Source organism: Singulisphaera photorubra, assembly GCF_045290345.1.
Classification (GTDB): Bacteria; Planctomycetota; Planctomycetia; order Isosphaerales; family Isosphaeraceae; genus Singulisphaera.
This window is the reverse complement of sequence record NZ_CP155447.1, coordinates 131,286-146,790: the sequence shown is the minus strand read 5'-3', so window position 1 is coordinate 146,790 and position 15,505 is coordinate 131,286. Positions and strand designations below refer to the sequence as shown.

The 15,505-nt window shown below is 60.5% G+C and carries 14 protein-coding genes; 9 read left to right on the top strand and 5 right to left on the bottom strand.

The genetic code is table 11. The annotated features are described in order from the left end of the window. Window positions 1-28: 28 nt before the first annotated feature. From V5E97_RS00530 to V5E97_RS00520, 3 genes are read left to right on the top strand one after another with little or no spacing between them, the layout of a single operon-like run. Window positions 29-241 (top strand): hypothetical protein, encoded by a 213-nt coding sequence (locus V5E97_RS00530; protein ID WP_406697303.1) that lies wholly within the window; start codon window positions 29-31, stop codon window positions 239-241. Further along, window positions 220-690, top strand: coding sequence for a phage holin family protein (locus tag V5E97_RS00525; protein ID WP_406697302.1), 471 nt, complete (start codon window positions 220-222; stop codon window positions 688-690). The genes V5E97_RS00530 and V5E97_RS00525 overlap by 22 nt, the downstream gene beginning before the upstream one ends. Then, a complete protein-coding gene (locus V5E97_RS00520; RefSeq protein WP_406697301.1) occupies window positions 687-1,601 on the top strand; it encodes a diacylglycerol/lipid kinase family protein in 915 nt (304 codons plus the stop codon). Before V5E97_RS00525 ends, V5E97_RS00520 begins: the two co-directional genes overlap by 4 nt. A 29-nt stretch (window positions 1,602-1,630) precedes the next feature. On the opposite strand, the gene V5E97_RS00515 is transcribed toward V5E97_RS00520, so the two are convergent. Further along, window positions 1,631-2,071, bottom strand: a complete 441-nt coding sequence (locus V5E97_RS00515; protein ID WP_406697300.1) for a CBS domain-containing protein — start codon at window positions 2,069-2,071, stop codon at window positions 1,631-1,633. 81 nt (window positions 2,072-2,152) lie between these two features. After that, on the bottom strand, window positions 2,153-3,547 hold the full coding sequence (locus tag V5E97_RS00510; RefSeq protein ID WP_406697298.1) for a sigma-54-dependent transcriptional regulator: 1,395 nt from the start codon (window positions 3,545-3,547) through the stop codon (window positions 2,153-2,155). 353 nt (window positions 3,548-3,900) lie between these two features. Between V5E97_RS00510 and V5E97_RS00505 the strand changes: the two genes are divergently transcribed. From V5E97_RS00505 to V5E97_RS00490, 4 genes are all read left to right on the top strand, one after another. Further along, entirely contained in the window at window positions 3,901-4,098 is a 198-nt protein-coding gene (locus V5E97_RS00505; RefSeq protein ID WP_406697297.1) for a hypothetical protein, read from the top strand. A 192-nt stretch (window positions 4,099-4,290) separates the two neighbouring features. Further along, window positions 4,291-5,427 (top strand): sensor histidine kinase, encoded by a 1,137-nt coding sequence (locus V5E97_RS00500; RefSeq protein ID WP_406697296.1) that lies wholly within the window; start codon window positions 4,291-4,293, stop codon window positions 5,425-5,427. 123 nt (window positions 5,428-5,550) lie between these two features. Further along, on the top strand, window positions 5,551-6,063 hold the full coding sequence (locus V5E97_RS00495; RefSeq protein ID WP_406697295.1) for a hypothetical protein: 513 nt from the start codon (window positions 5,551-5,553) through the stop codon (window positions 6,061-6,063). A 470-nt stretch (window positions 6,064-6,533) separates the two neighbouring features. Further along, window positions 6,534-7,517, top strand: a complete 984-nt coding sequence (locus tag V5E97_RS00490) for a YihY/virulence factor BrkB family protein (protein ID WP_406697294.1) — start codon at window positions 6,534-6,536, stop codon at window positions 7,515-7,517. A gap of 59 nt (window positions 7,518-7,576) precedes the next feature. Here the strand turns inward: V5E97_RS00490 and V5E97_RS00485 are convergent, their stop codons facing one another. Both V5E97_RS00485 and V5E97_RS00480 read right to left on the bottom strand, forming a co-directional pair. Beyond that, window positions 7,577-7,804: a hypothetical protein gene (locus V5E97_RS00485; RefSeq protein ID WP_406697292.1), complete on the bottom strand. Its 228-nt coding sequence runs from the start codon at window positions 7,802-7,804 to the stop codon at window positions 7,577-7,579. A 38-nt stretch (window positions 7,805-7,842) separates the two neighbouring features. Next, window positions 7,843-9,192 carry a Gfo/Idh/MocA family protein gene (locus tag V5E97_RS00480; RefSeq protein WP_406697291.1) on the bottom strand — a complete coding sequence of 450 codons (1,350 nt, stop codon included), beginning with the start codon at window positions 9,190-9,192 and terminating at the stop codon, window positions 7,843-7,845. Window positions 9,193-9,727: 535 nt separating this feature from the next. Here V5E97_RS00480 and V5E97_RS00475 point away from each other — a divergent pair. After that, window positions 9,728-13,417 (top strand): protein kinase domain-containing protein, encoded by a 3,690-nt coding sequence (locus V5E97_RS00475; RefSeq protein WP_406697290.1) that lies wholly within the window; start codon window positions 9,728-9,730, stop codon window positions 13,415-13,417. Window positions 13,418-13,550: 133 nt separating this feature from the next. Here the strand turns inward: V5E97_RS00475 and V5E97_RS00470 are convergent, their stop codons facing one another. Further along, a complete protein-coding gene (locus V5E97_RS00470; RefSeq protein ID WP_406697289.1) occupies window positions 13,551-13,739 on the bottom strand; it encodes a hypothetical protein in 189 nt (62 codons plus the stop codon). A 181-nt stretch (window positions 13,740-13,920) separates the two neighbouring features. Here V5E97_RS00470 and ilvA point away from each other — a divergent pair, with 181 nt between their 5' ends. Next, a complete protein-coding gene (gene ilvA, locus V5E97_RS00465) occupies window positions 13,921-15,501 on the top strand; it encodes a threonine ammonia-lyase, biosynthetic (protein WP_406697288.1) in 1,581 nt (526 codons plus the stop codon). Window positions 15,502-15,505 lie beyond the last annotated feature (4 nt).

The window sequence follows — 15,505 nt, the reverse complement described above, 5'->3', positions numbered from 1 at the left end:
CGATTTCGAGTCGAGGAGGTAAATGACGATGATCGACCGCATGCAGGGCCTGGAAGCGAACCTTCGTCCTCAAGCCGAGGAACTCAAGGAGCGGGCGCTCGAGTACGCGGCGACCGCTCGCGAGCGCCTGGCCGAGGGGAGTGGCATGATTAAAGAATACGTCGTCAAAGAACCAGCGCGCGCTTTGGGCATCGCGCTGGGGGTGGGGGTGCTTTTGGGATGGATGATCAAACGAAAGTAAAAAGCAGCTCGACCAACGGCTCGGCCAACGGTTCGGCCGAGAGCATGGTCGGAAGTCTCGCTGGCTTCGGCAACGACGTGGCGACGCTCGCCGAACTGCAGCTCAAGCTCGCCGCACTCGACTTTCAGGAGACGGCGGCCCGGGCCCTCGTTCCTTTGATCGTGGTCGTGGTCGGCCTGGTTCTGATTCTGGGCAGCGTGCCTGTGGCGATCGGGGGTGGCTCACTTCTGATCGCGCAGGCCACGGGAATCTCCATCGGCCTGGCCCTCCTTTTGACCGCCACCGTCATCCTCGGGCTGGCTGCGTTCATCGTGGTCGTTGCCGGCCGCAAGCTGGGAATGTCGCTGGAAGGGTTCCGGCGTTCGCGTGAGGAACTGGTTCGGAACATCTCCTGGATTCGCACGGTACTTGCCTACAGCGGACGCGCCGTTCCGAGAAGCCGCTGGTGAGCCAGGCACCCATGGCGGTGCCGCCGATGGCCGGCCGCGTCGGCTTGCTAATCAATGCACGGTCGCGGCTCGGCGGCGGTGCCGAATCAGCCGTCATCGCCGCACTCGCGCAGCGCGGGCAAACGCTCGACCGCGTGGTCCACATCTCAAGCCCGAGACGTTTGGTCCGCACGGTCGATGCGTTGCTCGATCAAGGGTTTGGTCGCCTGATCGTGGGTGGGGGCGACGGCACGATCAGCACGGTGGCGGCCCGCCTGGCGCTGCGGGAGGTCGACCTGGGGGTCATCCCCCTGGGGACCGCCAATGACTTCGCGCGGACGCTTGGGATCCCGTCAGAGCTCTCTGTGTCTGCCGCAGTGGCCGCGGGGGGCCATGTCCGGCAGATCGACCTGGGACGGGCCAACGACGTCTACTTCGTCAACGTGGCCAGCGTGGGGATGTCGGTGGCGTTGACCGCGGGGCTCTCGCCTCGGCTGAAGCGTTGGCTGGGAGCCTCTGCCTATCTTGTGGCCGGAGCCTTGGCGTTCGTTCGTCATCCCACGTTTCGGGCGAGGCTCGATTCTCCTGGCGGATCTACCGAGGGGAACGTTCATCAAGTCATCGTCGGGAACGGCCGGTTCTTCGGCGGGGGAGTTCTGGTGGCCGATGGAAGCGAGCTTGATGATGGAACCCTCGCCATCTACACGCTGGGCGGGCGCAGTCGCTGGCAGCTCTTGAGGACCGTCGCCCTGCTCCGGTTTCAGGTTCCCCTGCACCGGCCGGGCGACGTCTTCCTGCAAACACCCACGGCGTTGCTTCAGACCCAACCGCAAGGCAAGCGGGTCAACCTCGACGGAGAGCTCCGCACGACGACGCCCGTGACGTTCACCGTCGTGCCGAAGGCGCTCCGGGTGTTGACCCCGCCGCCGTGACGTGACTGAGTGGGTCGCCCCCCCCTACCTCAGGGTTGCTCGACCACCTCGGTTACCGCTTCGCCCACCTCGCGATCGGGAACGTAGGGCGCAATGTCGGCCCAGGAGACGATTCCGAGCAAGCGATCGTCCGGGCCAACGACCAGGAGCCGGCGCACCCGATGATCGCCGAACTGGCTCACCACCGTATCGATGTCCGTCTCGGGCGCGATTGTGAAAACGCCCTGGGTCATGATCTTGCTGACAGGCAAGCGGGGCAGGTTTTCCTCATGTTCGGACAAGGCCAGGGCGACGTCGCGGTCGGTGAGGATGCCAACCGGCTTCCCATCCTCGATCACGGGAACCGCCCCGCAGTCGGCGTCGCGGAATAGGAGAACCGCTTCGAGCACCGTGCTGAAGATCGAACAGGTACGGGGATCAGGCGTCATCACGTCGGCGGCCGTGAGCTTTGCGCGGGAAGGGGCGACCATGTCTACAGACTCCAAGCGTGTTTGGGGCATTTGGCTCGCAATTGAGAAATCCCAGGTGCAAGTCTTGGACCGGTCGCCCACTCATGTCGACTTGAACGGATACTTGTCGATTTCGTACTGGCTGATCTTTCCCGAAACGCTACGTCTCGACAGTCCGCAGAGCTCGGCGCAGCGACCGACGTTGCCCCGGCTCTTCTCGAGCGCTTTGAGAATATACTGCTTCTCGATCTGCTCGGTGGCCTCCTTGAGGTAGTAAGGCAAGGGGTGCTGGAGATCGATCTCATAGCGAGGTTTTTCCTCGTCCGAGATCCCGGTGACTCGTGCGGGGAGCTTGTCCGGATTAATCGTGTCTCCGACGGTCGTGACCGAGGAACGCTCGATGGCGTTCTCGAGTTCCCGAACGTTCCCTGGCCAGCGATAGGCGAGGAGTCGCTCCATGGCGTCGGGCGCCATTTTCTTGGGGGGCTCGTTCGGCCTTGAGTACTTGTTGAGAAAGTGGGTCACGAGCAGCGGGATATCCTCGGGCCGGTCGCGCAAGGGGGGCACGTCGACCTTGATCACGTTGAGGCGGTAGAACAGGTCTTCGCGGAACCGCCCCTCCTTGACCTCCTTCTCGAGGTTCTTGTTGGTTGCCGCCACCACCCGGACATCGACCTCGATGCTCTCGTGCCCGCCGACCCGCTCGAAACGCTTCTCCTGGAGCACGCGCAGCAGTTTGGCTTGCATCGCCTGGGAAATGTCACCGATCTCGTCGAGAAAGATCGTGCCCTTGTCGGCCAACTCGAACCGCCCCTTGCGGCGTGCGTCGGCCGAGGTGAACGACCCTTTCTCGTGGCCAAAGAGTTCGCTTTCGAGCAAATTTTCGGGCAAGGCCGCGCAGTTGATCGCCACCAGGCTGCCTTGCCGCTCCTCGCTGGCGTAGTGCACGGCCTTGGCGATCAACTCTTTGCCGGTCCCGGTCTCCCCTTCGATCAGCACCGTGCTCTTGGTCCCCGCGATGTGCCGGATCAACTCGAAGATCCCGTGCATCGTTGGGTTCTTGCTGATGATGCTGTTGAAGCTGTAGCTCTCTTTGAGCTGTTGGCGGAGCCTGAGCACTTCGTCCTGAAGCGCCCTTTTCTTGAGCGCTCGGTCCATGACGAGCTTCAAGTTATTGGGGTCGATGGGCTTGGTCAGGAAGTCATACGCGCCGAGGCGCATCGCCTCGACCACTCGATCGATCGAGCCGAAGCCGGTCGTCACGATCGTGGTGACCAGGACCCGTCGTTGCGCGACTTCGCGGATCAGGTCCATCCCCCCCATGCCCGGCATCTTCAGATCCGTGATCAGCACGCTGTAATCGGTCTCACCCAGGGCGGTCAACGCCTCCTGGGCACTGGAAACCGTATCGACACTCAATTCGTCCGATTCCAGGAGCTTGCGTAATTGAGTCGTCAGGTAAGGATCATCATCGACTACCAGCAGTTTTCTACGCATGCGATCGTCCTTCTCCCTCACTTCAGGTCTGGCTTCACACTCATCGGGTCGAACGACTTCCGAGCGATGGTCTGCTCGGCGGTGAGCAAATCCGATTCCTTGGTGAATCGGTTTTCCTGACGGAGGTGAAATTTTTCGCAAGAGCCTCATATTGCTTGCAAAGAGGCGAGCGAATCCTTTCCCATCTTAGGTCAGAGGAGGGATGAGCGTCCAGCCACGCTCCTGAAAGGGGGTCGTGCCGAATAAAGAGGTATGAGAGTTGCGGCACTAGATTCAATGGGGCCTTGAGGATGATGATGATTCCCTTCGCGTGAAGGATATCGAGCCGCCAGTCATTGAGAGGAGCCGTCGAGATGATTGACACCTTGAAATCGGAATTCCCCGCGGACATGGCGCGAGCGGCGGACTTCCCAGAGATGGGAACGCTCGAGAACATCGCCAATGATGCCGTGGATTATTTGAAAGATTATGCGCGGGAGCATCCGACCTCGTTGGCCCTCTGGGCGCTCGGGATCGGGTTTGTGCTCGGATGGAAACTCAAGCCGTGGTGAAATCAAAGGGGAGGTCTGGAGCGGACAGCGCTTCCCGTTCCAGGCGACTTGGCTGTCGAATTGGGGCAAGCCTTCCTCGGACGATCCTGGCCCGATCGCGTTCGTCGCTCGGGCTGGACATCCCGGGGGAGTTAATGGATTCCTGATGCTGACGTCACGACGATTCACTGAAAATAAAGGGTAGGATCTCGCATGTTAATGACGGCGCAATCGGGGGGGCACGCGAAAACTAAAAATGGCCTCCAACTCGCTGTGCTCGGGGGCGATCCTTCAAAATGGTCTGAGATTTCCGCGCCATTAGAGGCCCAGGGATACCGTGTTCGGTATTACAATTCGGCGGCTGAGGCGATTGCCGCGTTCCGGGAGCACGAACGTCCCGCGCTGTTGATTGTGGCGACCGATCCGACAGGAACGATCCCGCCCCCCAGCCAGGATCTTTTCGTCGTCGCGCGCGAGCTGAGCCTTCCGACACTCGCGATTCTCGAACCGGACGCCGAGCTCAGGACGACGCTCGATCAAGATCTCGAGCTGTTCGACTGGGTCGCTCGAGCCAGCCTGGCGGTCGAGTTGCCCATCCGCGTGGAAGGGTTGCTCCGCCGTCAAGCACGCAAGCAGGAGAGTGCCCCAACCTCGTCGGCGATGCTTACGGACTCCCGCTTCTTTCCGCTGATCGTCCACGACCTGAGAACCCCGCTCAACGTCGTTGGTCTTTCCTTGCGGATGATCGATCAAGCCTTGCCCCGCGGGAATCCCGACCTCGAGGAAGACTTGCGGTTCGTCGAGGAGAGCTTCAAGCAGATCGAGCGCATGCTCTCGCAACTCAGTGACTACTACCGTCTCTTCGAGCCAGAAACGCCAGCGCAGTCGATGGAGTTCAGTCCCGAGCGGCTCTTGAGCGAGATCGTGGAAACACGTTCCCTGAAAGCGGGCGCCAAGGCCGTCCCCATTCATGTCGAGGTTCGACAGTCGTGTCCGTCGGAGGCGCTTCTGGACCAGAACCGGGCGAAGCAGGCGATTCAGTACGCCCTCGGCAACGCCCTGGCCGCGTCCAAGGTCGAGGGGGTTCACGTCACCCTGCACGGCGGGCCGGATCGCTGGGTCACCGAGTTCAGCGTCAAGCACCCTCCGCCGCCCACGGTCACCTCGGTTGAACTGCGTTCCGATCTGTTCGAGCGGCTCTGCGGGACGGCTGCCGAGCGTCGTGGTATGGACCTGGCGATCGCCGCGAAGATTAGCGAGTCGTTCGGCGGTGCCGCCCGGCTCGAGGTGGACGAAACGCGGGGGAGTACCATCATCCTGGACTGGCCGGTGCGGTCCGAAGCCAAGTGAGGACGCGAGGCAATTCCTGAGCTTGGCATGAGGGTTGCCCCTACTTAAGAACGAGCGGTCCGACCGCCGGAATCAAGGACAGGACAATCGATCATCAACTCAGATCAGAAAGTCAGGACCTCGATGGCTACTGCTTCAACCGTCAATCGCACCTGGATCGCAACGGAGTTTTCCAAGGGGATCGAGGCGGAGCAAGCCCTGTTCGACGAGGCCAAAGCGCGGTCGCAGTCTCCGCCCGACCCGTCGCTGGGGGTGCTCTACCACGAGATTGCCGCGGCCGACGAGCGACATCTGGCGATCGTCGAAACCATCGCTACCCGATACGGATACACGCCCTCCCGGAGTGTCACGGGGGGGATCGGCGAGACCCTCGGCCGTCTCAAGGAGAAGGTCAGCGCGATGGGAAGCTCGGGACATCAGCGAGTCGCCCATGATTTGGTCGCCAAGGCCAATGCGATTCATTGGTGCACAGCCTGGATTCAGGCGTTCCAGAGCCTCGGCGATGCCGAGAGTGCTCGTGAACTGACCGTCGTCTTGACGGAAGACAATGCACATCGTGACGCCCTGCAGGAAGGCCTCAATCGCCTTGTCTTGCAAGGGGCCACCGCCGAGGACACGGCCGCCAGCACGAAGTGAACTTGGGGCGATCGAGACCGTGAATCGAAGCCACAAGAACGGCCCTCGGGGGACTTGGCCCGGGGGCCGCTCGCGTTGTGTGGTTCGGGATCGGGCCCGAGGGCCGTGTGGTCGCCTTCCCCTGCCCTTCCTCCGGCTTGGTCGACGCCCGGCGACGAGCTGGTGGCGAGTCGCTTGCGCCCTTTTTTTTGATGGAACTCTTGCGGCTCACACAACGGATTCGCCGTGAGACATTTTGTCCAGAACGCGGGTGAGGGACGCGAGCGGATTCATGGTGCCAATTTCTGTTGGCATGTAGAGTCAAAGGGAAGTTGAATCACGTTGTCGGACATGGCAAGCGGATGGCAATGCTTGAAGTGAGCCTGCGGATTGCATGACGCCGGCACACTGCGTGCTCTCAGGCAAGACCAGGGCCAATCGTTGAGATTGGGAAGTCACTCCCTTCTCCTGGTAAAAGGAACGATGTAACCATGTTTCTACCGCTTCGCCTCCGCGAGGCGTTGACACTCGGTGGTCTGAGCGTCCGCGAACTCATCGTCAGAACGTGGGGCAAGATCCAGGAGCACGAGATTCTCACCAGAGCCGCGGCCGTCGCTTTTTACGCGATGCTGGCGCTCGTGCCGTTTCTCGGCCTGGTTCTGACTCTGGTGGTCCAACTTCTTCCTGACTTGACGGGACGGACGGGGAACACGGTCGGCGTCGCGAACTTGACCGTGGAGAAGCTGGATTCCACGCTGATGACGATGTTTCCCAAGGAAGCGTATGGAGTGATCAAGGATCAGATCGTGAGAATCCAGGCCGATTCGCATCTCGGTCTGATCTCGTTCGGCTTGGCCGTGACGATCTGGCTGGCTTCGAGTCTGTTCCTCGCCGTGATCGACGCGATGAACCGGATTTACGGGGTGACGGAAACTCGACCGATCTGGAAACTCCGCTTCACGGCCATCATGATGACCTTGATCCAGGCGATTATTCTGGTGGGCTCGTTGCTCGCGATCGTCGCGTGGCCGCAGATTTTGAACTGGATGGGATTGAGCGAGCCCGCAAAAGTAGTTGCCACGATCATTCAGTGGATCGTGGTCTTTCTGATGGTCTCGGTCAGCTTCGCCCTGACCTTCTACGTCGGTCCTGACGCCGAGCAGCACTGGGAGTGGATCACCCCGGGCAGCCTCATCGGAACGATTGTTTTTCTGGTTCAGACGTTTGGATTCCGGGTGTATGTTCAGAATTTCGCGAATTACAACCAGGCCTACGGATCGCTCGGCGGGGTCATGGTCTTGCTCTTCTGGTTCTGGTTGTCGAGCGTGGTTGTCCTTACTGCCGCCGAGCAGAACAAGATTATTGAGAACGCGTCTCCGCTCGGGAAGTCGTTCGGGCAGAAGTTCGACAACCCCACGTCGCCAGATTTCGAGTCGATGAAGCCGGAACGCTCGTCTCGCGAAGGCATTGCGTAGAGGGATGGTGCGGGCGTTCCGGTCATCCCAGGGACGACGCCTGGTCACCTGCCCCCCGATCATTCCTGAGGCCGGTCCTGCTTCTTCCGGGGCCAGTGGATGATCGCGGTGCTGATGACCCAGAGGAAAAGGCCGAGGGCGAGCCCCGTGCTCCACTGGCGCTGATCGAGCCCGGCGAACAGCCGGGGCTCGACCGGTTGCCTGGAGGCAAGCACGAGGCCGACCATGGAGATCAGTTCAATGAGGTAGGCGATGAGCCGAAGGATCAGACCGGTTTGCGGGATCATGCCTACCTCTTTGGCTTCGATGGCTCGCGCCCCACGCTTCAAACGTTGGGCAACTCGTAGCCACGTCTTGGTTCACGGGAGAGCAAGGCGTTGGCTTCTTGGTCGTTCTTAAACGATTCCGTGGCATTGTCCCAGACGAGTTTTCGCCCGAGCTTGAAGGCGATGTTCCCCAGGTGGCAGGTGTTGGTCGAGCGATGGGCGATCTCGATATCGCTGGTGGGACGCTCGCGCGACTTGAGGCAGTCGAGGAAGTTCCTGATGTGGGGGCCTTGGCCATCGACCCCTTTGACCTTTCGCGCTTCGAGATCAATCTTACGGAGCGGGCGGTCCCCCTGCGCCAACTTAATCCCATAAGGCAGAATGATTTTGTCCGGGATGATCTCGAAGCCGGATCGGTCCAGAAGCAGGCTTCCGTCGGTTCCGCAAAAGAGGATCCCGTAGTCATGGCCATTCAGCGGCAGGCCGTTCCCCTTCCGCATCGAGTAGGTCAGGGTGCAGCCCGGGAAGTCATAGACGACCTGCAAGGTGTCGGGCGTGTCACGGTTGTCGTCGGATGTGAGGATCCCGCCGGTCGAGGTGACTGCGTCCGGCCCCTTGGCGTCGAGCGCCCAGAGAACGATGTCGTTGAGGTGGACGCCCCAGTCGCTCATCATCCCGCCGGCGTAGTCGGAGAACCAGCGGAAGAGGAGATGGTACCGGTTCGGGTTGAACGCTCGCTTGGGAGCGGGGCCGAGCCAACGGTCGTAATCGACGTGCGCCGGCGGTTCCGTGTCAGAGGGGCGGCCGATCCCGACTGGGCTGATGTTTTCATAATTCCAGGTTTGCACCCAGAAGACTTTGCCGAGTTTCCCCGAACGCACGGTCTCGACGGCTTCCTGGAAGTGCGATGAGGAGCGCTGCTGCGTGCCGACGGCCATGACCTTGTTCGTCTTCCGGGCGGCTCGAAGCATGGCCTGCCCTTCAGCCACGTTGTGGGCGACCGGTTTCTCGACGTAGACATCCTTCCCGGCGAGCACCGCTTCGATCGCGGGCAGAGCGTGCCAGTGGTCGGGGGTAGCGATGATCACCGCATCGACGTCTTTGCGATCGAGCATCGCGTGATAATCACGCCCAGTGACCGGCTCATTCCCCCGCTTCTTCTTGACATGCTCCGCGCAATTCTGAGCGTGCTTGTCATCCACGTCGGCGACGGCAACAATATCCACTTCGGAATTGGTCAGGAACGTTTCCAGGACCTGCATCCCCCGGCTGCCCGATCCGATGATGCCGAGCCGGATCTTGTCGTTGGCCGCGACCGCCTGCCCACTCGTGCCCAGGAGCGCGGTCGAACCGGCCGTGACCCCCACTGCACCGACGAATCCTCGCCTGGTAATCCGATCAGTCGCCATTCTGGGCTCTCCCTTGTTTGGGCTGTTGGGATCGAGGCGGCGGTGCACCCGGGCCGCAACCACGTCTTCGACCGATGCTAGCGGCCCCGCCCCCCTATCGCCAGGGGGGACCTCGAGTTCCCGCCCTGGGGGGCTCAAACGAGCCCAGCGTGGCGCCCACTTGCGGGTCAGCCGGCAAGAAACGGACAAGATTCCATGCGCAGTGGTGGTTTCGGGGAGTTCTGAGCTTCGGTCCGGCTTGGCCAAAGATCGTGTCAGGAACTGTGGGGGCCTCTTTCTTGCTCTCGTGGAGATTCGTGCTGCCAAGGGGCGAAAAATCGTCACAACGAATCGTACCAATCGATCGAAACCGAGCGTGGTCCGTTAACCGGCCTAGACTTTGCTTGAGGCTGCAACGAATGTGGCCGACCTCTATCAAAAGCGAGTGATTTTTACTTTCGGATGCCGCTTACAGGAGGAGTTCGCACTGCGAGCAGTCGCGCGATGGATTTGCGCCGGATGAAACCTTCAACTCCGCTTCCGAGGTTCCCAAGCAATGACAATGGACGAATCGTCTCCTGATTCCTCGGTTCCTGACGAGTTCGATCCTGTCCTTGCCGAGTTGGCGGCCGAGTTGGCGGACCGAATTCGGGCGGGCGACCCGTTCGACCTGGAGAGCCTTACCGTCCAGCACCCCGAACGTGCCCAACAACTGCGGCAATTACTTCCAACCATCATGATGATGGCCGCGTTGAAGGTTCCTGAAACTACAGTGGAGGGAGACCGCAAGTCCGTTCGCCAGGAAGTCGGCGCCGACGAGACGCCGGGCCGATTGGGGGATTATGAGATCGTCCGTGAGATTGGCCGGGGAGGTATGGGCGTCGTCTACGAAGCCCGTCAGGTGACCTTGGGACGCCGCGTGGCGCTGAAGATCTTACCCTCCGGGATTGCGCTGGATCCGAGACAACTCCAGCGTTTCCAGCTCGAGGCACAGGTGGCCGGTGGGCTCAATCATCCTCATATCGTGCCGATCTATGCGGTCGGTTACGAGCGAGGGACCCATTACTACGTCATGCGGCTCATCAAGGGCAAGTGCCTGGCTGAGGTCATCCTCGGATTGCGGAGGCTCGAGGGGCTCGAAACGAGAGTCGACGCCGAGCCAGCGTCGGACACGATCCAATTCCTCTCCGAAGTCGGCCTTACGAGTGCGCAAGTGGATCCCATCGGCACGACCTCCGATCGACGGAGCGAATCCGATGGGATCGACGAGCGGAATGGTGGAGACACCGCCGACGTTCCTCAGGTAATGGCTCCGCCCAAGCCGGCGGGTCAGGGGGAATCCTCGTCGAGGACGAGCCTGGACTTCATCCAAGACGTGACCCGCCTCATGCTCCAGGCGGCAAAGGCCTTGGCGTATGCGCACGACGAAGGTGTGGTGCACCGTGACATCAAACCTTCCAACCTCATGATCGACGGTGAGGGCGAGCTCTGGATTACAGACTTTGGTCTGGCCCGACTCCTGGGGCACGAGACGTTAACAGGGGCGGGCGACCTGCTTGGGACCCTGCGTTACATGAGCCCGGAGCAGGCAATGGGCCAGCGGGTTCTGGTCGACCACCGCACCGACATCTATTCACTGGGGGCGACCCTCTACGAGTTACTGACTCTCCAGCCGGCGGTTGTCGGTATCGATCGCCAGGAAATGCTCCAGCAGATCATCATGGAGGAGCCCCGCCGACCTCGGCGTTTCAATACAGCGTTGTCGAAAGACATGGAAACGATCGTGCTGAAGGCGATGGCCAAGGATCCGGCTGAGCGATATGCCAACGCCCACAAGCTTGCGGACGACCTTCAACGATTTCTCGAGCACAGGCCGATCCTGGCGAGTCGGCCGTCCCTTTGGGCACGAGCGGCACGGTGGTCTGGTCGACATAAGCGGACGGTCGTACTGTCCTTGGTGGGGCTATTGCTCGCGAGTCTGGGACTGATCGCAAGCAATCTCACTTTACGACGAGAACGCGACCTCGTCCGGCGGCATACGATCACGATCACTCAGCAGCGCGATCAGGTGAGACACCAAGCCGCCGAAGCGCTCCTGGATCGTGGTCTCACATCATGTGAGTTAGGTGACGCGGGATTGGGATTGCTCTTACTGGCCCGCGCACTCGAAACGGCACCCGAGAATTCCCCCTCACTCCAGCGGATCATTCGACTGAATTTGGCGGCCTGGGCTCCCCACGTACCAAGGTTGAGAGCCGTACTCCCGGGCCATGGCAGGGTCTACGCCACGGCTTTTAGCCCTGAAGGGAATCGGGCGTTGACCGGAACTTATGCGGTCACCATGAAGGGAGAATTACATGAAGCTTGGCTCTGGGACTGTAACACCGGCCAGCGGCTGGGTGGTATGGATCGAGCCAGTCGTATTGCCGCAAGCACCGATGGAAAAACGACCATTACGACGGGAGGCGGTGGCAAGACTTACCTCAAGGATCTGCTGAGCGGGAACGAATTGGGAGCCCCAATGCCCGCCCACTCCTGGGTAATGTGGGGAGACGATCGTTCTTCTCCTCGAAGCAATCGGCCGGCGTTCATTCCCGATCGCGAGATTTGGGACAAGTCGATTGGATCCGTCTTCAGCCCTGATGGGGAGAGGTTGCTCGCGAAAGTCTTCGTCGAGATGGGCCTGAATCCTCCGAAAAGTACGACTTATCGGCTCTATGATTCATCGACAGGGAGAGCTGTAGGCCCCACGATCCAGATTGCGGGTCTGACGGACCGGGTGGTCTTCAGCCAGGACGGAAATTCCATTCTTGCGTTAAGCCGTGTTGAGGGTACTTGGGCGATCAGCCTCTGGAATTCAAGAACTGAGCAGCCTTTGGGACCTTCATTTTTTCTCCCGAGCGGACAACCGAAGCCGACGTCCCTGGCCTTGAGCAATCAGGGGCGGGTCCTGTTCGGAACCGAGAAAGGTACGGCCGAGGTGTGGAATGCAGTGAACCGGCAACGCATCGGGTCCAGCATTTCGCATGATGGTGTCGTCCTCTGCGTGAAATTCGGCCCGGATGAAACGACGGTCATGACGGGGAGCAACAAGGGCACCATTCGACGCTGGTACGCCGAGACGGGGCGTTCCATTGGCAGGACCATGACGCTTCAGGGGGAGGTCACTTCAATGGCCTTTGACCCGGACGGGAGAATCGCGCTGGCCGGCACCGGTGATGGTGTGTCGCGACTCTGGGAGATCCCTGAGCTTGTTCTCGGCAGGAAATCTCCCCAGTCGGTTGACCACCGCGAATCGCGATCGATTTATCGCTCCCCCGAGGTCCACGTTTCCTGGTTCGACGATCCAGTGTCGCCGAGTAACATGCCGATTCCGGCCAAAGTGCCCCCCATTGTCCGGGAGAATCGTGGCCTTCCCGATTCGGGATTCGAGCGGATTCTCAAGGCGGAATTCGGACCTTACGGGAACACGACCTTGCTCACCGATCGGGGGCGGGTCCGCTTTAAAGTCGGTGGCGGTCCCCTCCGAGATCCGGAACACCAGTACACGTCGGAGCCGAACACTGCGATCACTTTCAGTCCAGACGGTGAGAGGTTTCTTACCGCGAATGGTGATGGCCTCGGCCGAGTCTGGAATTCACTCACGGGAACTCCCATCGGTCGCGATCTTCATGCGGAGAGCGAGATTGTTGCGGCATCCTTCTCTCACAATTCCGACTCCGTTTTTACGATATGCCGAACCGGAAAGGGACAGCGCTGGGACCTAAAAACGGGAACGGCCATGGGTCCGCCGATCCAGGATGAGCGGCAGGTCGAGGTTGCGGTCTTCAGCCCGGACGGCGGAACGCTCTTGATCGGTGCCAGCGATGGCACGACCAAGCTTTGGGATTTGGCGACCGGACGGTGCATTGGCCCACCACTTGAGACCAGGTCGATCTCTGAGATTTCCCGACCCAGTAAATCAATCTTCAGTTCCGAGGACTCGAAAGCGATTACGAGCGGCATCGGTTTCAGCTCGGACGGCCAATATTACCTGACCGGCTGCCGTGATGAACCGATCCGATTGTGGCGGACCACTGTTCCGCTCCGCGGCAGCATCGAGCAAATCAAACTTTGGACTCAGGTGCTGACCGGCCGAGAGTTGAATGAGATCGATGCCGTTCGGCTGCTCGATGAAGCGAGTTGGAAGCGTTGTCGTGAGCAACTTCAAACGCAAGGTGGAACGCCGACGTTTGAGTCAAATTAAGGCACTTGCGATGCGGATTGTGGTATGAACATGGCGGGGTCCCTCGAAATGCCGATGGGCCTCACTCGGCGTCGGCCACTTTTGATTGCACCAGATTGATCAATCCTTGCTGGTGTGCAGGGACGGATCGCCTTTACTTTGGCTTTTGCCCCGCCATCGTCAGCTTGTGAACCGCGAATTTCGCCAGGTCGACTAGGTTCGCGTTTCTGGTGGCGAGAATCATCGCATTCACGTAACGGTTGAAGCTGCGCTCGGGCTGAATCTGAGCTTCGCGCAGCAGGCGGTCCTGCGATCGTGTTCTCTGTCGAGTTCGCTCGGACACCGGGTTTCGGTTACGATAACCCCAAGGGGCCCGATCACGTTTCGGAGAGCGTCGAAACCGTGATCGGAGCGCACAAACCGCCGGGGAGAGATTCCGGGTCGACCCCTTGGTGGTGGCAACGACCGACCGGTTTGGGCGCAATGAGTTGATATCCCCAAGGTGTGAATGACGAGACGTGAGCATGCTCGGACCTGGCCGGCCCAAGGAATATCAATCTCAGGCGTTCGAAGCGACACTCGATGCTCCGCTCGGGCTGATGGATTACCTCCAGAAAATTTTGACCGCTCGGGTCTACGACGTGGCGATCGAATCGCCGATGGAATTGGCCAAGAAGTTGTCGGCCCGATTGGATAATCAGGTCTGGCTCAAACGCGAAGACAACCAGCCCGTGTTCAGCTTCAAGCTGCGCGGGGCCTACAACAAGATGGTGCATCTCTCGCCCGCGCAACGGGAACGCGGGGTGATCTGCGCCTCGGCGGGCAACCACGCCCAAGGCGTCGCATTGAGCGCTCACCGCCTGGGCTGCCGGGCCACGATCGTCATGCCGGTGACGACTCCGAAATTGAAGATCGACGCCGTCCATGCCCTCCAGGGAGAAGTGGTACTTCACGGGGACAGCTACTCCGACGCCTACCTCCACGCACTCGACTTAAGCAAGTCGCTAGATTTGACGTTCGTGCATCCGTTTGATGATCCGGACGTGATTGCGGGTCAGGGCACGATCGGCATGGAGATCTTGCGCCAGCATCAGCACCCGATTCACGCGGTCTTCGTCGCAATCGGCGGAGGCGGCCTGATCTCCGGTGTCGCCGCCTATATCAAGGCGGTGAGGCCCGAGATCAAGGTCATCGGGGTGCAGATGGCCGACTCCGACGCGATGATCCGCTCGGTCAAGGCTGGCAAACGGATCCAACTGGAGGATGTCGGGCTCTTCTCCGACGGTACGGCCGTGAAACTGGTCGGCGAGGAAACTTTCCGGATCACACGCGCGTTGGTCGATGAATTCGTCGTGGTCGACACCGATGCGGTGTGTGCCGCCATCAAGGATGTGTTCGAGGACACACGCAGCATTCTCGAGCCGGCCGGGGCGCTGGGTATCGCCGCCATGAAGCAATATGTCGCCCGGCACGGTGTCAGCGGCCAAGCCTTGGTGGCGATCACCTGCGGGGCCAACATGAACTTCGACCGGCTCCGCTTTGTTGCGGAGCGTGCCGAGGTCGGCGAAGAACGTGAAGCACTGTTCGCGGTCACGATCCCCGAGAAACGTGGCAGCTTCAAACGCCTTTGCGAGATCATTGGCCCTCGTAGCGTGACGGAGTTCAACTACCGGATCTCCGACGAGAAGCATGCTCACGTTTTCGTCGGTCTCGCCACCACCAACCGCGAAGAATCCGTGGCGATCTCCCGCCGTTTCACCGAGCAAGGTTTTGCCACAGTGGACCTGACCGGTGATGAACTCTCCAAAGAGCATGTGCGGTACATGGTCGGCGGGCGTAGTCAACTGGCCAGTGACGAACGCCTCTATCGCTTCGAGTTTCCCGAACGGCCCGGCGCACTGATGCGATTTCTTTCGAGCATGCACCCCAACTGGAACATCACGCTCTTTCATTACCGCAATCAAGGCGCCGATTACGGTCGGATCTTGATCGGGATGCAGATTCCAAGCGGCGAGCGCACCGCGTTCCAGGAGTTCCTGGATGGCTTGGCGTATCCGTGTGTGGACGAAACCGAGAGCCCTGTTTATCAGTTGTTTCTTCATTAATGGG